Source organism: Streptomyces sp. NPDC002144 (assembly GCF_053593695.1).
The window spans coordinates 353,652-377,310 of sequence record NZ_JBSFDB010000004.1; the positions used below are offsets into that span (position 1 = coordinate 353,652).

General features: G+C 70.2%; 20 protein-coding genes, 2 tRNA genes and 3 pseudogenes. 14 read left to right on the top strand and 11 right to left on the bottom strand.

The window, feature by feature from the left end; all coding sequences use genetic code 11:
* Positions 1-98: 98 nt before the first annotated feature.
* Both ACWCQ1_RS08845 and ACWCQ1_RS08850 read left to right on the top strand, forming a co-directional pair.
* Positions 99-192: transfer RNA gene (locus ACWCQ1_RS08845), tRNA-Ser, on the top strand.
* A 1,121-nt stretch (positions 193-1,313) separates the two neighbouring features.
* A tRNA-Arg gene (locus tag ACWCQ1_RS08850) sits at positions 1,314-1,386 on the top strand.
* 468 nt (positions 1,387-1,854) lie between these two features.
* Here ACWCQ1_RS08850 and ACWCQ1_RS08855 read toward each other — a convergent pair.
* Positions 1,855-2,316, bottom strand: coding sequence for a MarR family winged helix-turn-helix transcriptional regulator (locus tag ACWCQ1_RS08855; protein ID WP_451026129.1), 462 nt, complete (start codon positions 2,314-2,316; stop codon positions 1,855-1,857).
* A gap of 63 nt (positions 2,317-2,379) precedes the next feature.
* Between ACWCQ1_RS08855 and ACWCQ1_RS08860 the strand changes: the two genes are divergently transcribed.
* Positions 2,380-2,748 carry a VOC family protein gene (locus ACWCQ1_RS08860; protein ID WP_451026130.1) on the top strand — a complete coding sequence of 123 codons (369 nt, stop codon included), beginning with the start codon at positions 2,380-2,382 and terminating at the stop codon, positions 2,746-2,748.
* Between the two features lie 189 nt (positions 2,749-2,937).
* Here the strand turns inward: ACWCQ1_RS08860 and ACWCQ1_RS08865 are convergent, their stop codons facing one another.
* The gene (locus ACWCQ1_RS08865; protein ID WP_451026131.1) at positions 2,938-3,525 is read right to left on the bottom strand and encodes an NADPH-dependent FMN reductase; all 588 of its coding nucleotides are present in this window, start codon (positions 3,523-3,525) and stop codon (positions 2,938-2,940) included.
* Between the two features lie 85 nt (positions 3,526-3,610).
* Here ACWCQ1_RS08865 and ACWCQ1_RS08870 point away from each other — a divergent pair, with 85 nt between their 5' ends.
* Positions 3,611-4,135: a MarR family winged helix-turn-helix transcriptional regulator gene (locus ACWCQ1_RS08870; RefSeq protein WP_358607223.1), complete on the top strand. Its 525-nt coding sequence runs from the start codon at positions 3,611-3,613 to the stop codon at positions 4,133-4,135.
* 90 nt (positions 4,136-4,225) lie between these two features.
* Here the strand turns inward: ACWCQ1_RS08870 and ACWCQ1_RS08875 are convergent, their stop codons facing one another.
* Positions 4,226-5,056, bottom strand: a complete 831-nt coding sequence (locus tag ACWCQ1_RS08875; protein ID WP_133049755.1) for an alpha/beta fold hydrolase — start codon at positions 5,054-5,056, stop codon at positions 4,226-4,228.
* A 228-nt stretch (positions 5,057-5,284) separates the two neighbouring features.
* The gene (locus ACWCQ1_RS08880; protein WP_451026132.1) at positions 5,285-5,485 is read right to left on the bottom strand and encodes a hypothetical protein; all 201 of its coding nucleotides are present in this window, start codon (positions 5,483-5,485) and stop codon (positions 5,285-5,287) included.
* A gap of 316 nt (positions 5,486-5,801) precedes the next feature.
* Here ACWCQ1_RS08880 and ACWCQ1_RS08885 point away from each other — a divergent pair.
* The 9 genes and pseudogenes from ACWCQ1_RS08885 to ACWCQ1_RS08925 form a co-directional block, all read left to right on the top strand.
* Positions 5,802-6,199: pseudogene (locus tag ACWCQ1_RS08885) on the top strand (aminoglycoside phosphotransferase family protein); the annotation flags it as partial.
* A 177-nt stretch (positions 6,200-6,376) separates the two neighbouring features.
* Positions 6,377-7,261: a DUF2797 domain-containing protein gene (locus tag ACWCQ1_RS08890; protein WP_451026133.1), complete on the top strand. Its 885-nt coding sequence runs from the start codon at positions 6,377-6,379 to the stop codon at positions 7,259-7,261.
* 444 nt (positions 7,262-7,705) lie between these two features.
* Positions 7,706-8,581: an amidohydrolase family protein gene (locus tag ACWCQ1_RS08895; RefSeq protein ID WP_451026153.1), complete on the top strand. Its 876-nt coding sequence runs from the start codon at positions 7,706-7,708 to the stop codon at positions 8,579-8,581.
* Positions 8,582-8,824: 243 nt separating this feature from the next.
* Complete coding sequence (locus ACWCQ1_RS08900; protein WP_165955204.1) at positions 8,825-9,565, top strand: response regulator transcription factor; 741 nt, start codon at positions 8,825-8,827, stop codon at positions 9,563-9,565.
* Positions 9,562-11,205, top strand: a complete 1,644-nt coding sequence (locus ACWCQ1_RS08905; RefSeq protein WP_451026134.1) for a HAMP domain-containing sensor histidine kinase — start codon at positions 9,562-9,564, stop codon at positions 11,203-11,205. Before ACWCQ1_RS08900 ends, ACWCQ1_RS08905 begins: the two co-directional genes overlap by 4 nt.
* Positions 11,206-11,219: 14 nt before the next feature.
* Positions 11,220-12,704 carry a glycosyltransferase gene (locus ACWCQ1_RS08910; protein ID WP_451026135.1) on the top strand — a complete coding sequence of 495 codons (1,485 nt, stop codon included), beginning with the start codon at positions 11,220-11,222 and terminating at the stop codon, positions 12,702-12,704.
* The gene (locus ACWCQ1_RS08915; protein ID WP_451026136.1) at positions 12,701-14,944 is read left to right on the top strand and encodes an ArnT family glycosyltransferase; all 2,244 of its coding nucleotides are present in this window, start codon (positions 12,701-12,703) and stop codon (positions 14,942-14,944) included. Before ACWCQ1_RS08910 ends, ACWCQ1_RS08915 begins: the two co-directional genes overlap by 4 nt.
* Positions 14,945-15,015: 71 nt before the next feature.
* Positions 15,016-15,822: pseudogene (locus ACWCQ1_RS08920) on the top strand (MFS transporter); the annotation flags it as partial.
* A gap of 56 nt (positions 15,823-15,878) precedes the next feature.
* Entirely contained in the window at positions 15,879-16,637 is a 759-nt protein-coding gene (locus ACWCQ1_RS08925; RefSeq protein ID WP_451026137.1) for a TetR/AcrR family transcriptional regulator, read from the top strand.
* Between the two features lie 3 nt (positions 16,638-16,640).
* Here ACWCQ1_RS08925 and ACWCQ1_RS08930 read toward each other — a convergent pair.
* From ACWCQ1_RS08930 to ACWCQ1_RS08950, 5 genes and pseudogenes are all read right to left on the bottom strand, one after another.
* Positions 16,641-16,724 (bottom strand): annotated as a pseudogene (locus ACWCQ1_RS08930) (PPOX class F420-dependent oxidoreductase); the annotation flags it as partial.
* Between the two features lie 51 nt (positions 16,725-16,775).
* Complete coding sequence (locus tag ACWCQ1_RS08935) at positions 16,776-17,249, bottom strand: PPOX class F420-dependent oxidoreductase (protein ID WP_133049747.1); 474 nt, start codon at positions 17,247-17,249, stop codon at positions 16,776-16,778.
* Positions 17,250-17,297: 48 nt separating this feature from the next.
* Entirely contained in the window at positions 17,298-18,119 is an 822-nt protein-coding gene (locus ACWCQ1_RS08940) for a YceI family protein (protein WP_358607245.1), read from the bottom strand.
* Between the two features lie 103 nt (positions 18,120-18,222).
* Positions 18,223-20,787, bottom strand: a complete 2,565-nt coding sequence (locus ACWCQ1_RS08945; protein ID WP_451026138.1) for an MFS transporter — start codon at positions 20,785-20,787, stop codon at positions 18,223-18,225.
* A gap of 13 nt (positions 20,788-20,800) precedes the next feature.
* Positions 20,801-21,307, bottom strand: a complete 507-nt coding sequence (locus tag ACWCQ1_RS08950) for a MarR family winged helix-turn-helix transcriptional regulator (protein ID WP_451026139.1) — start codon at positions 21,305-21,307, stop codon at positions 20,801-20,803.
* 194 nt (positions 21,308-21,501) lie between these two features.
* On the opposite strand from ACWCQ1_RS08950, the gene ACWCQ1_RS08955 reads away from it, so the two are divergent.
* Positions 21,502-21,699 carry a hypothetical protein gene (locus tag ACWCQ1_RS08955; RefSeq protein WP_133049743.1) on the top strand — a complete coding sequence of 66 codons (198 nt, stop codon included), beginning with the start codon at positions 21,502-21,504 and terminating at the stop codon, positions 21,697-21,699.
* Between the two features lie 23 nt (positions 21,700-21,722).
* Here ACWCQ1_RS08955 and ACWCQ1_RS08960 read toward each other — a convergent pair whose 3' ends face one another.
* Positions 21,723-22,454, bottom strand: coding sequence for a hypothetical protein (locus tag ACWCQ1_RS08960; RefSeq protein ID WP_451026140.1), 732 nt, complete (start codon positions 22,452-22,454; stop codon positions 21,723-21,725).
* A 69-nt stretch (positions 22,455-22,523) separates the two neighbouring features.
* Entirely contained in the window at positions 22,524-23,414 is an 891-nt protein-coding gene (locus ACWCQ1_RS08965) for an RNA polymerase sigma factor SigF (RefSeq protein WP_133049741.1), read from the bottom strand.
* Positions 23,415-23,659 lie beyond the last annotated feature (245 nt).

Below are 23,659 nucleotides of genomic sequence, written 5' to 3' on the forward strand. Positions count from 1 at the left end.
GGCGGGCTGCCTAGTACCGTGGAGGCCGATTGGTGACAGCACGCTCGACTGTGTCATCATCTGCACGCACCACTCGCGCTGGCGCGGGAGGTTGTGCTGGAGGCGTCGCCTAGTCCGGTCTATGGCGCCGCACTGCTAATGCGGTTTGGGCCTTAAAGCCCATCGAGGGTTCAAATCCCTCCGCCTCCGCCATCTCACTCAGGGAGTCCATGCCGACGGCACGGACTCCCTGAGTCGTTTTCGCGACAGTTACGTACCGTTACGCGATGTATGCGCATGCCGGGTGGAGCGTGCCATGCGGAGAGCTCCCTGCTGGGCTCCCTCGGACACGGGGGCCAGAGGCGGAGGCACTGCTGACGCGGGCCTTCCTCGCCGATCTGCGACGCGCCGCCTACACCGACAGAGGGGGCCGAAGACGTCGTACCACCCACTGCGAGGCGGGGGACCGGCTGCTGAAGCTGCTGCTGGAGTGCGGGGCTGTTGGAGTGCAGGGCCGCCGGGACCACGCCGATCCGCTGCTTGTCATGGCCGCCGCCCGCATCCGCGGGGACGCTGCCCGGCGCAAGCAGGGGACGCGGTCCGCCGTACTGGACCACCGCACCGGCAGCTGGCCCGATGAAACGGCTTTTCGACTGGTCCACCTGCGGGGTCTGCCCGCCGGCTGGCTGCGGGACTTTGGAACCGCGAGGAGGTGCTCCACCACGCGGGCGCCGTCCTCAAGACGCTGCCCGAGCGGTCGCCGCTGCCGGAGTCCCGCGACCACGCCGAATGGCTACGGCACCAGCAACGCCTTCTCCACGGGCGCCCAGCAGGTCCGCTACAAGAAACCGGACGCGATCTTCTTCGCAGGCCGGGGAGCGGACCTCCGCGGTTTCGTCATCGCGAATGTCGGCAGTGCTCTACACCGCGCTGGCCCATCCCCAACTTCCCAACAAGCTCTACGAGAAGCCCGAGACCCCCCTACATCGGCTTCCTCGACCTCCACCACCGGCCCTTCGGTGGCACGGGTGACGCCCAGTCCCAGGACGGCCAGGCGACTCTCGGCCACAACGCGGTGTGGACCTGGACGTCGCCATCCACCAGGCGGCCGGCGACGACGGCTCCGCCACCGTCAACGCCGAGATCCGACCGACCCCGCAGGGCGGCTACACCTTCGAACAGGTACTCATGCCCTAGCCCCGCCCGGACACCGTTTCCGCAGGTCACAAGGGGTACAGCTAACGGATTTCACATGTCAGCGGCAGTCATGTAATGTTCTTCCTGTCGCCGCGAAGGGCCCGGAAGGGCAGGAAACGGCGACAAGAACAGAACAAGCACTCGTAGCTTAACGGATAGAGCATCTGACTACGGATCAGAAGGTTGCAGGTTCGAATCCTGCCGAGTGCACATAGGTGAGAGGCCCCGGAATCTTCCGGGGCCTCTCGCATCTCCAGGGCGTGCGGCAACGGTTCCTCGACCCGTCGGTGCGGTTACCGCCCACCGCTTGGGACAGCCTGGCGGGCTCTCCCGCCACCTTTCTTCGAAGCGCGCCTCGGCGGTCTACCTGTCGCTGGCCGACCGTCGATCTCGACAACCTGCCATGCGGTCGGTCAGGGACTGCCCCGTCCGGCAGCGCGAAGGACGTCGCCAGGTTCGAGTGAATCGTGGGCCACCTCATGCACGTACCACTGCGGCTGATGTATCTCGAAGTCGGCAACGGCGGCTTCGCTCCGAAGGGCGTGCCGTCCCTCACCGACGCGGATTGGCTGCACGGTGTGGTGCCCGATGGGCCTTACCCACACCGCGAGTTGGCGGGCCGGGATTGCCTGCGAGGGTGACAGGGTGCGGCAGGGTCCTGACGAAGTTCCGGAGCGGTTACGTCGTCGATGCGGGGGGTTCGGTGAGTGAAGTGATGCATGTTCGGAGCAGGCGCCGCATCTGATCCTGTTCGTCGGCATCCAGGCCGGCGAGCATGTTCTGCTCGACGCGGCGGACCGCGGCGCTGGCCACCTCCAGTTGACGCCGCCCGAGGTCGGTGAGCTCGGTCGGCAGGGCTCTGCCTACGGGTGCCCGTGCCGGGCGGATGACGAGTCCCTGGCGTTCGAGGGACTGCAGAAGCACGTTCATCGACTGCCGGGTGACGAAGGCGCCGCGGGCCAGCTCGGAGTTGGACAGACCGGGTCGCTGGGCGAGCAGCTCCAGGCAGGAGTAGTGGGTGATCGTCATGCCCAGCGGACTCAGCACGGCCTCCAGGGCGGAGTGCAGGGCGCTCGCGGCCGCCTTGAGCATGTACCCCAGCGATGTGTCCAGCTCGATTCCGGGCTCACCTTGACTCATGTCAGTAGTCTGACATACGGTGCTGCATGTCAGAAGACTGACATGGATTAGGAGGTAAGGATCGTGGCCGTCACCGGACCCGACTTCGTTTCACTGCAGGTGCGCGACTTGGAGCGCTCCGCCGCTTTCTACGAGGAGTACCTGGGGCTGAAGCGCTCCGACGCCGGACCGCCGCACGCTGTCGTGTTCGACACCAAGCCGATCGCGTTCGCCGTCCGCGACCTCGTCCCGGGCGTCGACCTGGACGCGATCGCCCAGCCGGGCCAGGGAATGGCGCTGTGGCTGCACGCCACGGATGTGCAGGACATCCACGACGCTCTCGCCGCCGCCGGCACGACGATCGTCTCGGCGCCCGTCGATGGGCCGTTCGGCCGCACTTTCACCTTCGCGGACCCCGACGGCTACCAGGTGACCCTCCACGACCGCGGCTGAGCCACGGCGGCCTGGCCTCCGGTGCGGCGGGTGTCCTGAGCAGGCTCCTCAGGGTGGCAAGTTGGACGCTGTTGGTGGGTCGCGCGTCGAGGTTCGGGTGTGGAGAGGGCCTGGCGCCGTCTGAGTCGTCGGCGCGGAGAGGGCCTGGCGCTTCAATCTTCGGCATGCAGGCGCGTCACCCGAAGTCTGCTAGGTCGTCGCGGGCGCCGTCGCCGTCACCCCTCGTACCGTGCGCAGTGCGGTCGACCAGTTGGTCAGCTGGTCGAGCATCGTGGTCACCGAGGCCGCCAGGCCCTCGCCGGGGGTGAAGGTGCCGGAGGCGAAGGCGGGAAGCAGGGGGATGGCCGGCTGGGTGCGGACCGTGGCGATCTGGAGTTCGGCCAGGACGAGCCGCAGTGCCTCGGCGGCCCGGACCCCGGCCGCCCATCCGCCGTAGCTCACGATGCCGGCGGCCTTGTCGTTCCACTCCCGGTAGACGTAGTCCAGGGCGTTCTTGAGGGCCCCGGGGAAGGAGTGGTTGTACTCGGGGACGAGGAAGACGTAACCGTCGAAACCGTCGATCAGCTCGGCCCATGTGCGGGTGTGGGCGTGCTGGTACTGCTGGTGGTTCGGATTGCCGGGCTCGTCCAGGTTGCCTAGGTCGTGGTGGGCGAGGTCGATGAGTTCGTAGTCGGCGCCGCCGTGGGTGCGGGCGGTGTCGAGGAGCCAGGAGGCGATCTGGTCGCCGCGGCGTCCGGGCCTGGTGCTGCCGAGGATGATGCCGATACGCAGGGTCATGGCGCCCTTTCGGGGAGGAGTTGACGTGACAACTCTAGGAGCGGATGAGTTGTCACGTCAACTCCTCCCCGATAGCCTTGCCGTCATGGTGGAACCCGACGCGCTCGAGCCGGAGGAGTGGGATCTCTGGGACCGGTGGATGCACGCACAGCGCCTGCTCCTTCAGGAGATCGACCGGCGCCTGCAGGCCGAATTCGGCATCTCCAAGGCGGAGTTCAGCGTTCTCGTCTCACTTCTGCGGGCGCCCGGCCGTGAGGTGCGCGTTGTGGACATGGCGGAGTCGCTCGGCTGGGAGAAGAGCCGGGTCTCCCATCAGCTCACGCGCATGGAGAGCCGGGGGTTCGTGGTCCGTACCGAGAGCGGGGCCAGCGGGCGACGCACCGGGATCGGGCTGACACCGGACGGGCGCCGCCTGGCGGAGAGCGCCGTCGTCGCGCACGCCGGCAACGTCCGCCGCTACTTCATCGATCAGCTCGCGCCCGAGCAGGCCGCTGCCATCAGCGCATGGAGTGACCACATGATCGAGCTACTTGAGCGGCTCGAGCAGCGGGGCGAAAGGGACGAACGGGGCGGCGCCGGTGCCGTGGACGGTAATGCCTCTCGCGCGTGAGGGAGTCTCCCTCGGGCGCGTGACGGCAGGTCGTCCAGAAGCCCCGGAGCGGTGATCCGGGGCCTCCGATGTTTTGCAGGGGACGGGCCGTCAGGACTCGAGGAAGGCGAGGATGTCCGGGTTGAGGACGTCCGGATGGGTCGACAGCATGCCGTGCGGGAAGCCCTCGTAACTCTTGAGGGTGCCGTTCTTCAGGAGCTCCACGGTCAGCGGTGCCGAGTCGTCGTAGGGGACGATCTGGTCGTCGGTGCCGTGGCAGACCAGGACCGGTACGTCTATCTGCCGGAGGTCCTCGGTGAAGTCGGTCTCCGAGAACGCCTTGATGCATTCGTAGTGGGCGTTGGCCGCGCCCATCATGCCCTGCCGCCACCAGTTGTCGATCAGCCCCTGGGACACCTGCGCGCCGGGGCGGTTGAAGCCGTAGAACGGGCCCGAGGGCACGTCGATGTAGAACTGTGCGCGGTTGGCGGCGAGGGCCGTGCGGAAGCCGTCGAAGACCTCGATGGGCAGGCCGCCCGGGTTGCTCTCCGACTTGACCATGATGGGCGGTACGGCGCCTACCAGCACCGCCTTCGCGACACGTCCGGGCTTGGCGCGTGCGACGTAGCGGGCGACCTCGCCGCCGCCGGTGGAGTGGCCGACGTGGGCCGCGTCCCGCAGGTCGAGCGCGTCGGCGAGGGCGATCACGTCGGCGGCGTAGGTGTCCATGTCGTGGCCGGTGGCGGACTGGCTCGAGCGTCCGTGCCCACGGCGGTCGTGGGCGATGACCCGGTAGCCGTGCGCCAGGAAGAACAACATCTGGTTGTCCCAGTCATCGGCGCTCAGGGGCCATCCGTGGTGGAAGACGACCGGCCGGCCGTCTCGCGGCCCCCAGTCCTTGTAGAAGATGGTGGTGCCGTCGTCGGTGGTGACTGTACCCATCGCTGATCCTCCGCTCGCCCGGGCGTGCTCCGGTGGCACAGAGGTGTGGGGGCACGCCGGGATCGACGAATTCACGCCCTGGGGCGCGGTCTGGACGTACCCGGACCACAGTACGCGCGGGCTGTGAACGCCACATCCTCAAACGGACTTCCGCCCTCGAAGACCGCGCGGTGGGGGACGCGGGCTGCTGGGACCGGGGCGGGCGGGCCGAGTCGCTGTCCCCGCGCGTCAGGCCTTCGTGTCCGCCAGGCGTTGGAAGGCTCGGGTGGTGCTGGGGTGGGCGAGTTCGTCCAGGAGGTGACGCCATTCGGGGTCGGAGAGGTCCGGGTGGGCCAGGTCCCAGGCGGTGAGGAGCGGGGTTAGTTCGCCCTCGTCAGGGGGCTGGGCGGGGGCTGCTGCTGCCTGTTCCGTTGTCTTTTCGGTCGCCATCGCCGTTGCCGTTGCCGTTGCGGTGGGTTTTGGGGCTGCTTTTGCGGTGGGCTTCGCGGTTGTCTTCCCGGTGGTGATGGGTTCGAGCGGGTTCATCGGATGTCCCTTCGGCGCGTCTTTGGCTTCGGTTCCACGATGCCGCCGTGGCGGCGCCCTCGCCATGAAGCCTCCCACCGGACGGGAGGTGTAGGTGGCCGTACTTCCGGGGGGTTGCCCGCACCCCGAGGATCCGTCGGTGGAAGGAGTACGAGGCCGTGGGCACGAGGCGGTAACGGGCGTTGATGCGGTGAGCGAGGGAGGCCGTACGGAGGCGGAGGTGCCGTTGTCCGGAGGGCGGATCACCCCGGGAGTGGTCCGGGTGGGGGACACGGTACGGCGGCCCGTCGGCGCCTCGTCCGCCTTCGTCGCCGAAGTGCTCGGGCATCTCGCCGAGGCGGGTTTCGTCGGCGCCCCGCGGTACCTGGGACTCGACGCCGCCGGACGGGACGTCCTCGGCTGCCTCCCCGGCTGGGTCCCCGCCCGCTTCCAGCACTGGACCGACGCGACGCCCAGGTCACCGCCGCCGACGCGCTGCACGACGCCACGCGCGCGTACCGCCGCCTTGCCGCACCCGGCGATCCGCTGGAGGATCTCGGCTATATGGCGTGGCCCTGGTGCGTGTCGTCCGCATGCGAGGCGCCGCCGGTCGCTGCGCAGGCCGCACAGGTCCGTCTCGGCCCACCTTCGTGGAGGTGTGGCACGTCCGGTCGGATCCAGCCGGATCCATTCGGACCCAGTTGGACGGTTTAGTGCGTCCGGCGGTGTTCCTCCGATACCCCAATCTGGGCTCTGCCCTGGACGGATACCGTCGACGGAGCCCGTTGTCAGTGGTGCCCTCTAATCTCGGAGGCGATGGCACAGGCATGGAAGTGCTCGGGGCTGCGGTGGGCGGGCGGCGGTCCCGTGCTGGCGTGGGACGGTGGTCGGCGCAGCGCGCTGACCTGGGGGAAACGGGTGGCCTTCAGGGTCGCGGACGGGGGTGTGCGGACATGTGTGGGAGCGCGGCGGCATACGTGCCCGGTGCGGGCGGCGGTGCCGGGACGGAGTACGGGGGCGCGGTGCGAGGAGTGCGCGCGGCTGGACCGGGCGCACTCCGTGGCCGCCGACACGATCGCGGACGATCCGCGCCCGTACCACGTGTATCTGGCCTGGTTCGGGCCCGGCATGGTCAAGGTCGGGATCACCGCCGAAGAGCGGGGCTCGGCGCGGCTGCTCGAGCAGGGCGCAGTGTGCTTCAGCTGGCTGGGGCTGGGGCCGTTGATGGCCGCCCGGCGCACGGAGGAGATGCTGCGCGCCGCGCTCCGGGTGCCGGACCGCATCCCGTACGGCGAGAAGCGGGCCGTCCGTTCCCGGCTGCCGGCGTCGGCGGCTGAGCGGGCGGCCGAGGTGGAGGCCCTGCACGACCGGGCCCGCGCGCTGACCGCCTGGCCGGAGTCGCTGAGGCGGGAGCCGTGCCAAGTCGTCGACCACGTGGGGGTGTTCGGGCTCACCGACCTTCCGGCCGCCGCCGGGGAGGTGACAGAGCTGGCCGCGGGCAGCGGGGTGAACGGGAAGCTGCTCGCGGCCGCGGGGCCCGATCTGCACCTCGCGACGGGACGCGGGGTCGTCGTGCTCGACACGCGGCTGATGACGGGGTGGGACATCGTGCCGAGCGGGGAGGGGGAGGACGTGACCGTTCCGGTGCGAGAGGTGCGGGGGGTGAGGGAGGCGGGCGGTGTTCAGGACGGACTCTTCTGACGGCTCGCTCCGCCGGGTCTGGTGGGCTTCCTCGCCGGGGCTGGCGCGCCTCTTCGGCGGCGTGGACGGCCTGCTTCGCCCGATCTGGCGAGCCTGGTCGCCGGTCTGGCTGACTGCTTCGCCGGGTTCGACGGCCTGCTTCTCCGGGTCTGGCTGACTGCTTCGCCGGGTTCGACGGCCTGCTTCTCCGGGTCTGGCCGACTGCTCTGCCGGGTCCCACGGCCTGCTTCTCCGGGCCTTGCCGACAGCTCCGCCGGGCCCAGCCGACGGCTCCGCCGAACCTGACGGCCTGCTCCGCCGCACATGAGGAACTGCTCTGCCAGGGCTGAGGAACCGCTCGCCGGGCTGTTCCGGACATCCAGATGTGGGTGAGGGTGAGGATGGGGATGGGGATGAGCGGCAGCAGAAGACCGGCGAGCGGGTTCGAGAGGGCATATGGCTGAGATGGCGGAGGCCGGGCAGGTCCGGCGTTTCTGGGAGCGACTGGGGCTGCCGGGGCTGGTCGACGTGCACACGCACTTCATGCCCGAGCGCGTGCTGCGCAAGGTGTGGGGCTACTTCGACTCGCTCGGGCCGTTGACCGGCGGGGTGGAATGGCCGATCACGTACCGGGCGGAGGAGGAGGAACGGGTCGCCTTGATACGGGAGTTCGGGGTGCGGGCCTTCACCGCCATGCTCTACCCGCACAAGCCCGGCATGGCACGCTGGCTCAACAGCTGGGCCGTCGAGTTCGCCGCCCGCACTCCCGACTGTCTGCGCACCTCGACGCTCTTCCCGGAGGACGGCGTCGAGGTCTACGTCCAGGAGGCGGTCGACGCCGGGGCGCGGGTCTTCAAGGCGCATGTGCAGGTGGGCGCGTATGACCCGGCGAGTGAACTCCTCGATCCCGCTTGGGGGTTGCTCGCGGAGGCGGGCGTGCCGGTGGTGATCCACTGCGGTTCAGGACCCGCGCCGGGCAAGCACACCGGGCCCGAACCGATCGCCCGCGTGCTGGCCCGCCATCCCCGCCTGCGACTGGTCATCGCGCACATGGGGATGCACGAGTACGAGGACTTCCTCGACCTGGCCGAGCGGTACGGGGAGGTGCGGCTGGACACGACGATGGCGTTCACGGACTTCAGCGAACGGTTCGCGCCGTTCCCCGGGCGGGCCCTGCCGCGGCTCGGGGAGCTCGGCGACCGCGTTCTGCTCGGCAGCGACTTCCCCAACATCCCGTATCCCTACCTCCACCAACTCCACGCCCTGGAGCGCCTGGACCTCGGCGACGACTGGCTGCGGGCCGTGTGCCACGACAACGGGGCGCGGCTGTTCGCACTCTGAGGCCCAGGGGTTCCTTCCCCTCCCCGGCTTCGAGCCCCGGGAACCTCTCTCACCCAGGTCCCCCACAGACAACCTTTACGTTCCGAACACCCCGGCCCACGGATGATGAACCCGTCCCGACCGGCGCGGACACGGCCGGGCAAGAACTTCCCAGGGGTTTCCTGAGAGGCGCCTGTGCGTTTCTCAGGGAAATCACAGGTTGTCGAAAGGGTGCTCTCAGAGGATCCAGACAGTGTGTCCACCATGACCACGACCTCGCCCCAGGGGCGCACCGAACTGCTGAGGCCGGACGGGAGCCCCGTCCGCGTGCTTGTGGTGGACGACGAGCTGTCGATCACCGAACTGCTGTCCATGGCCCTCCGTTACGAGGGCTGGCAGATACGGTCGGCCGGAGACGGCACGGGAGCCATCCAGAGCGCTCGTGAGTTCCGTCCCGACGCCGTCGTACTCGACATGATGCTGCCGGACATGGACGGGCTGACCGTTCTGGGGCGGCTGCGCCGGGAGCTGCCGGACGTGCCGGTGCTGTTCCTGACGGCCAAGGACGCGGTCGAGGACCGTATCGCCGGGCTCACCGCCGGCGGCGACGACTACGTCACCAAGCCGTTCTCCCTGGAGGAGGTCGTGGCGCGGTTGCGGGGTCTCATCCGCCGTTCCGGTGCCGCCGACCGCCGCTCGGACTCCGTGCTGGTGGTCGGTGACCTGACCCTGGACGAGGACAGCCACGAGGTGTCGCGGGCCGGGGACTCCATTCACCTCACCGCGACCGAGTTCGAGCTGCTGCGTTTCCTGATGCGCAATCCGCGGCGCGTGCTCAGCAAGGCGCAGATCCTCGACCGGGTGTGGTCGTACGACTTCGGTGGGCAGGCCAATGTGGTCGAGCTGTACATCTCGTATCTGCGGCGCAAGATAGACGCCGGGCGGGAGCCGATGATCCACACACGGCGTGGGGCCGGTTATCTGATCAAGCCCGCCGCCTCATGAGCGGGCGACGACGAACGCGTCCGCAGCAGCGACGAGCGGGACAGCCGCGCACCCTGCGGGCGCGGCTCGTCGTCGCTTCCGTGGTGCTGATCGCGGTGGTGTGCGCGGTGATCGGTACGGTGACGACGCTGGCGCTCAGGTCGCATCTGTACAACGAACTCGACCAGCAACTGAGTGAGGTCGGCAAGCGCGCCTCGGGTGCGTTCGCACCGGGTGGTCCCGGTAAGGGGAACAACGACGCGCCCGGCCAGCAGGGCAACGGGCAGAACAACGCACCCACGAACATTCACACGACCAACCTCAGCGACTTCGTCACGCGGGGGCCCCAGCCCACGTCGTCCACAATCGCCGCCAAGGTCGTGAACGGCTCGGCCACGGAAGGCAAGGTGGGTCACAAGTCCAGCTCCACGTTCTCGATGAGCGCGGTGTCACTCACCAGCGCCCAGCTGGCCGCCCTCAACTCCGTTGCCCATGACGACAACATGCACACCGCGGACATCCCGGACCTCGGCTCGTACCGCGTCTCGTACGTCCATGGACCCAGCGGCAACTATTACGTCGCCATCCCCACCAAGGAAACCGACAACACGATCAACACCCTCATCCTCGTCGAGGTCAGCGTCACCGCTGCCGGGCTCGGGGCCGCCGTCATCGCCGGTTACGTGCTCGTCGGTGTCGCCACCCGGCCGCTGCGGCGGGTCGCCGCCACCGCGACCCGGGTGTCCGAACTGCCCCTGCACACGGGTGAGGTGAATCTCAGTGAGCGGGTGCCGGAGTCGGAGACCGATCCGCACACCGAGGTCGGCCAGGTCGGCGCCGCGCTCAACCGGATGCTGGACCACGTCCACGGCGCCCTGCACGCGCGTCAGCAGAGCGAGATGCGGGTACGGCAGTTCGTCGCGGACGCCAGTCATGAGCTCAGGACGCCCCTCGCCTCCATCCGCGGGTACGCCGAGCTGACCCGGCGCGGGAGGGAGCAGGTCGGGCCCGACACCCGGCACGCCCTGGGCCGGATCGAGTCCGAGGCCGGACGGATGACCCTCCTGGTCGAGGATCTGCTGCTGCTCGCCCGGCTCGACGCGGGGCGCCCGCTGCAGTTCGAGCAGACCGATCTGATCCCGCTGGTCGTGGACACCGTCAGCGACTCCCGCGCGGCCGGCATGGACCACAACTGGCGGCTGGACCTGCCCGACGAACCGGCGCTGGTGTCGGCGGACGCGGCCCGCATCCAACAGGTGCTGGTCAATCTGCTGGGCAACGCCCGCAAGCACACTCCGCCCGGCACCACCGTCACCGCACGGATCCAGCGGCGCGGCCCATGGATGTGCGTGGACGTCGAGGACAACGGCCAGGGCATCCCGCCCGATCTGCTGCCGCACGTCTTCGAGCGGTTCGCCCGCGGCGACTCGGCGCGTTCGCGTGCCACCGGGTCCACCGGGCTCGGGCTCGCCATCGTGCAGGCCGTCGCGACCGCGCACGGCGGCGCGGTGACCGTGGACAGCGCTCCGGGCCGTACGGTCTTCACCGTGCATCTGCCGGCGCTCGCCCCGGCGCTCCCCCACCCGGCTCCCGAAACGAACTGGCAATCGCACTCACAGGTGCAGCACAGTGCCAGCACATGGGTGCAACAGGGCACTTGACCAGAGTCGTTTCCATGCGAACCGACTCTTCTCCCGGCACCCTGCCGGCGCGGGAGCACCTCCCGGCCGACGACGCCGGTACGCCTGTCCTGGACGTAGTGATCCCCGTCTACAACGAGGAGAAGGACCTCCAGCCGTGTGTGCTGAGACTGCACGAGCACCTCAAGCGCACGTTCCCGTACGCGTTCCGCATCACCATCGCGGACAACGCGTCGACCGACACCACCCCGACGGTGGCGTCGCGGCTGGAGTCGGAGATCGCCGAGGTCAGGAACTTCCGCCTGGAGCAGAAGGGCCGCGGACGCGCCCTGCGCACCGTGTGGTCCGCCTCGGACGCCCCGATCCTCGCCTACATGGACGTGGACCTCTCCACCGACCTCAACGCCCTGCTCCCGCTGGTGGCCCCGCTGATCTCGGGCCACTCGGACCTCGCCATCGGCTCGCGGCTCTCCCGCAGCTCCCGGGTGGTGCGCGGTCCCAAGCGGGAGTTCATCTCACGGACGTACAACCTGATCCTGCGCGGCTCGCTGCAGGCCCGCTTCTCGGACGCGCAGTGCGGATTCAAGGCGATCCGGCGTGATGTCGCCCAGGTGCTGCTGCCGCTGGTGGAGGACACCGGCTGGTTCTTCGACACCGAGATGCTGGTCATCGCCGAGCGCGCGGGCCTTCGTATCCACGAGGTGCCCGTCGACTGGGTCGACGACCCCGACTCCACCGTCCACATCGTGAAGACGGCGACCGAGGACCTCAAGGGCGTGTGGCGGGTGGGCAAGGCGCTCGCGACCGGTTCGCTGCCGCTGGACCGGATCACCCGCCCGTTCGGCGACGACCCGCGTGACCGCGAGATCCAGGACGTGCCGAAGGGACTGGCCCGCCAGCTCGTCGGGTTCTGTGTCGTCGGCGGTCTGTCGACGCTCTTCTATCTCGTCCTCTACAGCCTCTTCCGGCAGTTCGGCGGCTCGCAGCTCGCCAACGCGCTCGCGCTGCTGGTCTCCGCGGTCGCCAACACGGCCGCCAACCGGCGTCTGACCTTCGGGGTGCGCGGCCGCGGGGGCGCCGTCCGCCACCAGGCGCAGGGCCTCGTCGTCTTCGGTATCGGCCTCGCCCTGACCAGCGGCTCGCTCGCCGCCCTGAACGCGGCCACGTCCGATCCGGCGCACTCCACCGAGCTGGCGGTGCTGATCGCCGCCAACCTCGCGGCGACCGTGCTGCGCTTCCTGCTCTTCCGCGCCTGGGTCTTCCCCGATCGGGACGAGAGCCGGCCGTCCACGGTGGTGGCCGCGCACACCCCGTCCTCGCCGACGTACGTGACGACCCCGACGACCCCGTTCCCGCAGTACCAGCCGCAGCGCCCGCTGCCACAGCGCCCGGCCGCGTACCGGGGCCACGACACCACCCAGTTCCGCGCCGGCGATGTCGCGGACCGCACCTGGGAGGACGCCACCCTGCATCTGCAGCCGGTGCGTCCGACCGACACCGATCCGAGGGACGCCCGATGACCACGCACTACGACCGGACTACGTACGAGGGGGGAGCCGGTCCCTCCTCCTGGGGACCGCCCCCCGGCCCCACGGTCACCACGGCCGTGCAGGAGCCGGTGGTCCCCACCGAGCCCCGGGCCGGCGAGCCGCGGCAGCCCTTCGTACGGAGACTGTGGCGCGGCCGCCCCGAGGACCCCCGCTGGGCGCGCCCGGCCTTCCTCGGCCTGCTGGCCGCCACCCTGCTCCTGTACCTCTACAACCTGAGCGCCTCCGGCTACGCCAACTCCTTCTACTCGGCGGCCGTGCAGGCCGGCAGCAAGTCCTGGAAGGCGTTCTTCTTCGGCTCGCTGGACGCGGGCAACGCGATCACCGTCGACAAGCCCCCGGCGTCCCTGTGGCCGATGGAGCTGTCGGTCCGGATCCTCGGCCTGAACTCCTGGGCGATCCTTCTCCCCGAGGTCCTGATGGGCGTCGGCGCGGTGGCCGTCGTCTACGCGGGCGTGCGGCGCCGCTTCAGCCCCGGGGCCGGTCTGATCGCGGGTGCGGTGCTCGCGCTCACCCCCGTCGCGGCGCTGATGTTCCGGTTCAACAACCCGGACGCCATGCTGGCCCTGCTGATGGCGCTGGCCTGCTACTTCGTGGTGCGTGCCGTCGAGGACGGCAGGACGAGGTGGCTGGTGTGGGCCGGTGTCGCGATCGGCTTCGCGTTCCTCGCCAAGACCCTGCAGGCCTTCCTGATCCTGCCGCCGCTGGCGATCGTGTACGCGGTCTGCGCGCCGGTGTCGCTGAGGAAGCGGTTCGCACAGCTGTCCGCGGCGACGCTCGCGCTGGTCGTCTCCGGCGGCTGGTGGGTCGCGATCGTCGAGCTGTGGCCCGCGTCCTCCCGCCCCTACATCGGCGGTTCGCAGAACAACAGCTTCCTCGAGCTGACCTTCGGCTACAACGGCTTCGGCCGCCTCAGCGGCGACGAGACCGGCAGCGTCGGCGGCGGTGGCGGTGGCGGCGGTGGCGGCGGTGGCGGCGGCACCGGCATGTGGGGGGCCACCGGCTGGAACCGGATGTTCAACTCCGAGGTCGGCGGCCAGATCTCCTGGCTGCTCCCGGCCGCGCTGGTCCTCTTCGTCGCCGGCCTGGTCGCCACGCGCAAGCTGAAGCGGACCTCGGTCACCCGCGCCTCGTTCCTGGTCTGGGGCGGTTCGCTGCTGATGACCATGGTCGTCTTCAGCTACATGGCGGGCATCTTCCACCAGTACTACACGGTGGCCCTCGCCCCCTACATGGCCGCGGTCATCGGCATGGGCTCGGCGATCCTGTGGGAGAAGCGCAGGGAGACCTGGGCCTCGATCACCCTCGCGGGCGCGGTCGTGGCGAGCGCGGTGTGGAGTTACGTCCTGCTCAACCGCACCTCCAGCTATCTGCCCTGGCTGAAGTACCTCGTCCTGATCGGCGGTCTGGCCGCCGCGCTCGGCCTGATCTTCGCGGGCCGGATCAACCGGCAGCTGGCCCTCGGGGCGGCGGCCGTGGGTCTGGTCGCCTCCCTGGCCGGTCCGACCGCGTACACCCTCAGCACTCTGCAGACGGGCCACACCGGCTCCATCGTCACGGCCGGTCCGGCGGGCGCGAGCATGATGGGCGGTCCCGGTGGCGGCGGTATGCGGGGCGGCTTCGGCGGCGGCATGCCGGGCGGGCAGAACGGCAACGGCAGCACGCAGGGCCAGAACCAGCAGGGCAACGGCTTCCCGGGCGGCGGCACGACGGGCAACGGCAACGGCGGTTTCGGCGGAACGCCCGGCCAGAACGGCAACGGCAGCACGCAGGGCCAGAACGGCCTCCCCGGCCGGGGCGCCGGTGGCATGGGCGGCGGCGGTGGCGTCGGCGGTCTGCTGAACGGCGCCAGCGTCTCCTCCGCGGCCAAGAAGCTGCTGGAGACCGACTCGTCCAAGTACACCTGGGTCGCCGCGGCCATCGGCGCCCAGAACGCGGCGAGCTACCAACTCTCCACCGGCGACCCGGTGATGGCGATCGGCGGCTTCAACGGCACCGACCCGTCCCCGACACTGGCCCAGTTCCAGAAGTACGTGGCGGACGGCAAGATCCACTACTTCGTCTCCTCCGGCACCGGAGGCGGCATGGGCGGCATGGGTGGCAGCAGCAGCGGTACGTCCTCGCAGATCACCTCCTGGGTCGAGAAGAACTTCAAGAAGGTGACCGTGGGTTCGTCGACCTTCTACGACCTGACGCAGAAGGCGAGCAGCTGACCCGCACTCCTAAGATCTGACGGAAAACGCGTTGTACGCCGTATAGCAGCCAGCTGTACGGCGTATGGCTCGGCCGCAAGAAGATACTGATCGCGGGACTCGCCCTCTTCGGCATCGGTTCGCTGGCGGCCGGACTCGCGGGCTCCACGGGCCAGTTGATCGCCGCGCGGGCCGGGATGGGGGTCGGCGGGCGTGGGTGTCGCCGTACTGGCCCTGTTCGCGTACTGGGGAGAACTGCATTCCGCATCCCAAGCTGGACCTGCACTTCTTCCGGGACCGCCGGTTCACGGGGGCCGTCACCGGGGCTGGTGCTGATCACCTTCGGCATGGGGGGTGCGCTGTTCCTGCTCACCCGGCATCTGCAGTTCGTGCTCCCTTACGGACCGCTCGAAGCCGGTCTCCGCACGGCGCCGCTCGCTCTCACGGTCGTCGCCCTGAACTTCTCCGGACTGTCGGCGAAGTGGTCGGCGCGGCTGGGGACACCGGTGCCCATCGCGCTCGGGATGGTGCTGATGGCGGCCGGGCTGGTGTCGATCGCCCTGCTGGACGCCCGGGGCTATGCCGGGACGCTGGTGGGGCTGCTGCTGATCGGGGGCGGGTGCGCGATCGCCAACCCGGCGATGGCGCATGCGATCATGAGCGCGATTCCCCCGGAGAAGGCGGGGGTCGGAGCCGGTGTCAACGGCACCCTGGCCGAGTTCGGCAACGGCCTGGGCGTCGCCGTGCTCGGGGCCGTGCTCAGTTCCTCCGGAGGGCTGGCCGAGGGGCTGAAGGCCGGTCAGCTGGTGGGTGCGGGGGCCGTGTTGCCGGGCGGGTTCGTGGCGGCGGCGTTGCTGCGACGTGCCCAGCGGGCAGACTCGGAGATGGTGGCCGCCTGAGGGCCGGCCGCCGGCCGGCACCTCGATGTGTGAATGGAAGTCTAGGAAGGTACGCCATGGTGAGGGCAGCCGAGCGGGCCGTGCGGACCAGTGTGTGGCTGGAGGGCAAGGTCCGTCGGGGCGGGCGCGGCGGCGGGCAGCCGTCGGGTCTCGACCGGGACCGGATCACCGAGGTGACCGTGCGGCTCCTGGACGCCGAGGGGCTGGCGAAGTTCTCCATGCGCAGGCTGGCCGCCGAGCTGAACGTCACCGCGATGTCCGTCTACTGGTACGTCGACACCAAGGACGATCTCCTCGAACTCGCCCTGGACGCGGCCTACGGCGAACTCACCCTGCCCGACCCGGACGCCGGCGAGGACTGGCGCGAGCAGCTGCGCACGCTGGCGACGGAGTACCGCGCCCTGCTGGTCCGCCATCCCTGGCTGTCCCCGCTGGCGGGCACGTTCCTCAACATCGGCCCGAACTCGCTGGCCTTCTCCCGGGTCGTCCAGCGGGTCATCCGCAAGACCGGCCTGCCGGTGCACGGCCTGACCGGCGCCATCTCGCTCGTCTTCCAGTTCGTGTACGGCTACGGCACCATCGAGGGCCACTTCATCGCCCGCTGTGCCGAGGCGGGGATGACCCAGGACGAGTACTTCCAGCACGCGATGACTGCGGTGACCCGGTCACCGGAGGCCGCCGAGATCGTCAAGGAGAACGAGGAGATCATGGCGGCCCGGGGCGGTGACACGGTGGAGGAGATGAGGGCGAGGGACTTCACCTTCGCCCTGGACCTCCTGATCGCAGGCATCGAGGCGATGACCAAGCCCCACTAGCCCTCAGGCCTCCGGCGAAGCCAGCCGTGCCGGGAAGCCTCCGGTGGCGACGGGTCCCCAGTGCTCGGGGGTGACTCGGATGATGGTGCCCTGGGGTGTTGGGCGGCGTCGATTAGCCCTCAGGCATCCGGTTGGCCCTCAGGCCTCCGGCGAAGCCAGCCGTGCCGGGAAGCCTCCGGTGGCGACCGGGCCCCACCGCTCCGGCGTGACCCGGATGATGGACTTGCCCTGCTTGACCATCGCCTCGCGGTACTCGTCCCAGTCGGGGTGGTCGCCGGCGATGTTGCGGTAGTACTCCACCAGCGGCTCCACGGAGTCGGGCGAGTCGATGACCTCCGCGGTGCCGTCGATCTGGACCCAGGGTCCGTTCCAGTCGTCGCTCAGGATCAGCAGGCTGACGCGGTCGTCCCGCTTCGCGTTCCGCGTCTTCGCCCGCTCGGGGTACGTGGAGACGACGATCCGCCCCGAGTCGTCGACCCCGCAGGTCAGCGGTGAGGCCTGCGGGCTTCCGTCGGCCCGTCGCGTGAGCAGGATCGCGCGGTGCCGCGGCCGTACGAAGTCCAGCAACTCGTCCAGCGAGACGGTCGTGTTCGTAGCGATGTTCGGTGCCATGGAGCCAGCCTAGGCCGACGGCCTCCGCTCAGCCTGCTTCTGTCAGGCCTACGCCTGCGGCAGGGACTCCCCCTGCACCGCCTGGATGTCCAGCTCCACCCGCAGGGTCGTGCCGATGGCGGCGATCCCGGCCTGGATCACCTGGTTGTAGTTCATGGCGAAGTCCTCGCGCCGCAGCTCGGTCGTCGCGCGGAAGGCGGCCCGCGTGCCGCCCCAGGGGTCGGCGCCCGTGCCCAGGTAGGCGAGGTCCAGGTCCACCGGCCGGACGACCCCGCGCAGGGTCAGCTCGCCGTGCACGGTCCAGCGGTCGGAGCCCGCCGCCGTGAGCCCGGAGGACCGGTAGGTGATCTCCGGGTACTTCTCGGCGTCCAGGAAGTCCGGCGAGCGCAGATGATCGTCGCGCATGCCGTTGCCCGTGTCGATCGAGGCCGCCCGGATCACCGCCTCCACCCGCGACTTCTCCACCTCGTCCGGCGCGATCTCGATCCGCCCGGCGAAGTCGGTGAAGCGGCCGTGGACGCTGGAGATGGCCAGGTGCTGGGCGACCGCGCCCACCGAGGAGTGCGCGGGGTCGATGGTCCACGCCCCCGGCGGCGGCAGCTCGGTACCGCCCTGCCGGGCCAGCGTCACGTTCCCGAGTTCGGCCCGGCCGCTCGCCGTGACGATCGCCGTGGAGGCGGTGGGCGCGTACCCGACGGCGGTGACGATGACGACGTACGGCCCCGGGGCCAGCGCGGTCGTGTCCCGTACGGCGCCCTCGGCGTCCGCCTCGGCCCGCAGCACCTGCGCGCCGGTCATGTCGGTCACCGTGACGACCGCGTGCGACACGGCCCATCCGTCCCGCGTACGGATCCTCGCGGTCAGTCCCATCCCGTTTCTCCCTGCGAAAGCTGTCGGTCTCAAGAGAACCGGCCCGTGGCGGGGACGCGTCCGAGCGATCGGAGCGCGTGACCGCCACGGGCCGGGGTTCGAACTACTCGGCCGGGTGGGCCAGTTCGATGTCGTGGTCGTCGACCCCGCGGCCGTTCACCGTCAGGGCCGTCGCCACCGGCGGGTAGCCGGTCGCGATGACCGTGTAGTCGCCGCTGTTCAGGTTGGTGAAGGCGTACGCCCCGTCCGCCCCGGTGGTCGCGGTCCCCACGACGTTGCCGGCCGCGTCGACCAGCGTTACCCGCGCGTCGGCCAGCGGCCCGTGCGGCGCCCGTACGACACCCTGCAGCTGCGCCCCCGAGTCGAGGTCGACCTCGATCCGGGTCACCCCGGCCCCGCCGACCTCGACGGGCAGCGCCCGCGGCCGGAACCCGGCGGCGTTCACGGCGACGGTGACCTGCCCCGGCACCAGCTCGGCGAAGGAGAACTCACCCTGCTCACCGGTGTTTCCGGTGGCCAGCAGATCCCCGCGCACATCGGTCACGATGACCATCGCGTCCTTGACCGGCAGCCCGTTCTCCGCGGCCCGCACCAGCCCGTTCAGCCCGCTGGTGCCGCTGAGCAGGATGTCGTACGACACCGGCTCACCGTTGACCACGACCGTGGACGCCTGCGGCTGGAACCCGTCCGCGGAGGCGATCAGGACGTACGACCCGACGCTCGGCGCGTCCACCGCGTACGAACCGTCCGACTGCGTCACCGAGCGGCCCAGCTGACGTCCGGCCAGCGAGATCAGCGTGACGGCCGCCTGCGGCACCGGCGCGCTCTCGGCGCCGCGCACGAAGCCGCGCACCGGGATCCCGCCGGAGCCCTCGGTCGCCTCGGGCCGGGCGAGGGTGGCCACGGCGGCGAGCTTCTGCGTGCGGTCGGCGGCGGCCTCCGTGGCCTCGGTGTCGGACACGGCCCAGCTCGGGACGTGGTCGGCGGCGGGAGCCTGCGCGGCGGCGGGGGCCTGCGCGGCGACCGGAGCCGCCGAGGGGGCCTCCGCCTCGGCCGGCGTCCGGTCCGCGTCCGCGGCCTGCGCCAGGGCGCCCTTGGTCTTCAGCGGGACCTCCTTGATGAACAGGGTGATCACGAACGCGACGGCGGCGAGACAGCCGGCGATCAGGAAGACGTCGGCGATGCCGTGCCCGTACGCGCTCTCCATGAGGGTGCGGATCGGGGCCGGCAGCTTGCCCAGGTCCGGGATGCTGTCCGCGGAGGAGCTGGAACCGGCCAGCGCGGCCCGGTACTTGGGGTCGAGGGCGGCGACGCCGTCCGCGACGTAGTGGGTGATCCGGCGGGCCATCACCGCGCCCAGCGCCGAGACGCCGACCGCACCGCCGAGGGAGCGGAAGAAGGTGACCGTGGAGCTGGCCGCGCCGAGGTCGGACGGGTCGACCTGGTTCTGCGTGCACAGCACCAGGTTCTGCATCATCATGCCGATGCCGAGACCCATCAGGGCCATGAAGATCGCCATCTTCCAGTACGCCGTGTCGTACCGGATGGTGCCGAGCAGGCCGAGGCCGGCCGTCACCAGGACGCCACCACTGACCAGCCAGGCCTTCCAGCGGCCGGTGCGGGTGATGAACTGCCCGGAGACGGTGGAGGAGACGAACAGCCCGCCGATCATCGGGATGGTCATCACACCCGACATCGTCGGGGACTTGTCGCGGGCCAGCTGGAAGTACTGGCTGAAGAACACCGTGCCGGTGAACATCGCGACACCGACGAACAGCGAGGCCAGCGAGGCCAGCGTGATGGTGCGGTTGCGGAACAGCCGCAGCGGGATGATCGGCTCCCGGGCCTTCGACTCGACGAGCACGAAGACCAGACCCAGGGCGATCGAACCGCCGACCATCGCGTAGGTCTGCCAGGAGATCCAGTCGTACTTGTCACCGGCGAAGGTGACCCAGACCAGGAGCAGCGAGACGGCCGCGGCGACGAAGAACGCGCCGGCCCAGTCGACCTTCACGTCCCGCTTCATGACGGGCAGGTGCAGGGTCTTCTGCAGCACGATCAGCGCGATGACGGCGAAGGGGACGCCGACGTAGAAGCACCAGCGCCAGCCCAGCCACGAGGTGTCGGTGATGACACCGCCGAGCAGCGGGCCGCCGACGGTGGCGACGGCGAAGGTCGCGCCGAGGTAGCCGGAGTAACGGCCGCGCTCACGCGGGGAGATCATCGCGGCCATGACGATCTGGGCGAGCGCGCTCAGACCGCCGACGCCGATGCCCTGCACGACACGGCAGGCGATCAGCATGCCCGGGTTCTGCGAGAGGCCGGCGGCCATCGAACCCAGTACGTAGATGACCAGGGCTATCTGGACGAGCGCCTTCTTGCTGTACAGGTCGGCGAGCTTGCCCCACAGGGGCGTGGTCGCGGTCATCGCCAGCAGCGAGGCGGTGACGACCCAGGTGTAGGCGGACTGGCCGCCGCCGAGGTCGCCGATGATGTGCGGGAGGGCGTTGGTGACGATCGTGGAGGACAGGATCGCCACGAACATGCCGAGCAGCAGCCCGGAGAGCGCCTCCATGATCTGCCGGTGCGTCATCGGGGCGCTGCCGGCGGAGGCACCTCCCCCGTGCTTGGCATGAGCCCGCACACCGGCTGGTGTGGTCGTTGCCATGGGTTTCCTTTTCTTAGGTGCTCGCGGGTGTACGGGTGGTCGGTTCGAGTGCGGGGGCGGGCGGCGGGAGCCGGGGCGGCAGCGCGGCGACCCGGTTGTCGTCGAAGCTGGCCCGCAGCCGGGCCATGAGCCCGGTGAGCTGGGCGACCTCCTCGTCGCTCCAGTCGGCGAGCCGCTCGGCGAGCAGCTGCGTGGTCCGCTCGGACAGCGCGTCCAGGCGGGCGAGGCCCGCGGGGGTGAGGTGCACGATCCGGGACCGCTTGTCCGCCGGGTCGGGGGAGCGGTCGATCCAGCCGCGCTCCGCGAGGTGCGCGACATGGCGGCTGGTGACCGACATGTCCACGGCGAGGAGGTCGGCCAGCTTGCTCATGCGCATGTCGCCGAAGCGGCCCAGCAGGGTCAGCACGGCGGCGCTGCCGCTCGGGCAGTCGGACGGCATGATCCGTCCGATCTCCCGTTTCACGGCACCGAAGGCGCTGAACTGGCGCATCAACTCCTCGTACTGCACCCGCTCGGCCATCACACCTCCCGCATTCGTTGCTTGGGGCAACCATAGAAGTTGTTGGTTGCTGCAGGCAAACAAATATGGTGTGATCGACATAAAAACTTGGCAAAGACAAGTATTGCGAAAGTAAACACGCAGGTGGGGTGGGGCGCCGGGGCCGGAGGGCCCCCACTTGGGTCCCCCTCGCCTATTCGCTAGGGTCTCGGGCTATGGCTAACCCCCAGAACCCCCAGGGCAACTACGACCCCGCCGGCAGCACGCAGATGTTCCGTGCGTTCGTGGACGAGGGACCGCAGGGCCGGCAGCAGCAGGCCCCCGCCCCCTCGGGCCCCCGCATCGGCCTGATCGTCGGCGTCGTCGTGGCCGTCGCGGTCGTCGCCGCCGTGGCCTGGCTCGCCCTGATGTAACCCGGGCGCGCCACTCGGGCGCGCTACTTCCACTGGACGGTGACGTCCCGCGTCTCGACGTGCATGCCCAGCGGCACGCGCCAGGCGTCGACGCACACCCTCCAGGTCTTCTCCTTGCGCGCCCCGGCCCCGATCGGCACCGGAAGCGGCTCGGCCGACTCGACCGTCCCCCAGTCGATGCCGAGCAGCCCGATGATGTGCGTCCCGAACGTCACCGTGCCCGAACGCACCGCGGTCCCGCCCGAGTTGGCGAAGGTCAGCTGGACGTCCTCGCACCATCGCTGCTCGGCGGCCGTGCGAACCGGCTCACCCCAGCTCAGGGCGGCGGGCCCGACGGGAGCCGTCGGACCGGGAGTTGCCGTCGAGGGCGGTGAAGCGGGCGTCGTACGACCGGGCTCGGCGCCGCCGGTCGAGGAACCCCCCTGCGCACCTGGCGTCCCCGCGGCCGGTGCGCTGCCCGGCGCGTCCACACTCCCCGCGCCCGCGTCCCGTTCACCGTTCGCCGTCGTCGGCGCCCCGCTCCCGCCCGTCGTAGTCCGGGGCCGCTCCAAAGGCACCAGCGTCACCCCGCCCGTCGGGGCCGCCGCACCGGAGACCTGCGGACCGCCCACCGCGCCCGTGGCGACATAGCCCTCGCGCCCGCCGCCCCCGCACGCCGCCAGTGCCGCGCCCAGACAGACGACGGCCGCCGACGCGCCGATCAGGGCGCCTCGACGGCCACGTGTCCATGTCGTCCCGGGAGTCGCTCGCAGCATCGCGCCATGGTGGCTGACGCTCCGTCAAAAAGGAACCCCCGGGTTCCGTTCCGCTCTCGGTCTCCGCTCTCAGTCCGAGATGAGGCCTTCGCGCAGCTGGGCCAGCGTGCGGGTCAGCAGGCGGGAGACGTGCATCTGCGAGATGCCGACCTCCTCGCCGATCTGCGACTGGGTCATGTTCGCGAAGAAGCGGAGCATGATGATCTGCCGCTCCCGGGGCGGGAGTTTGGCCAGCAGCGGCTTCAGGGACTCGCGGTACTCGACGCCTTCCAGGGCCGTGTCCTCGTAGCCCAGCCGGTCCGCCAGCGAACCCTCGCCGCCGTCGTCCTCCGGGGCCGGCGAGTCCAGCGAGGACGCGGTGTACGCGTTGCCGACCGCGAGGCCGTCGACCACGTCCTCCTCGGACACGCCGAGCACGGCGGCGAGTTCGGGGACGGTCGGGGAGCGGTCCAGCTTCTGCGAGAGCTCGTCGCTGGCCTTGGTGAGGGCCAGGCGCAGCTCCTGCAGCCGGCGCGGCACCCGCACCGACCACGAGGTGTCGCGGAAGAACCGCTTGATCTCCCCGACGACCGTCGGCATCGCGAAGGTCGGGAACTCCACGCCCCGCTCGCAGTCGAAGCGGTCGATCGCCTTGATCAGCCCGATCGTGCCGACCTGGACGATGTCCTCCATCGGCTCGTTGCGCGAGCGGAACCGGGCCGCCGCGTACCGCACGAGCGGGAGGTTGAGCTCGATCAGGGTGTCCCGGACGTACATGCGCTCGGGACTGTTCTCGTCCAGCGTGGCAAGCCGCAGGAAGAGGGAGCGGGACAGGGTGCGGGTGTCGATGGCCTCCGAGGAGGCCGGAAGGGCCGGGGCCGGCACGGCCTCCAGGACCGTGACGTCGTCGAGAACGGCGTCGGGCGCGGTCTCGCTCTTCGTGAGCGTGAGCACCTTCGAGCTGCCCTGATCTGCGGACATGCCACCCCCTTTGGGTCGCGGGACGGTCGCGGCCGAGCCTCCCCTGGTGAGGAGTTCAGCCTTCACCTGAATACCGGAGCCGAAGCCGCGGCAAACGCACTGGCGGAAGAATGTCACATGTCGGCAACACGCTGTAGTGACATGTCGACATGCGAGATGCGAAACGGCCCTGGAAAGAGGGGGTCTGAGCGTTTTTCGGCAGAGAACGGTCGGGAACGTCCCTGGTGAGCGATTCGCTCGTGCCG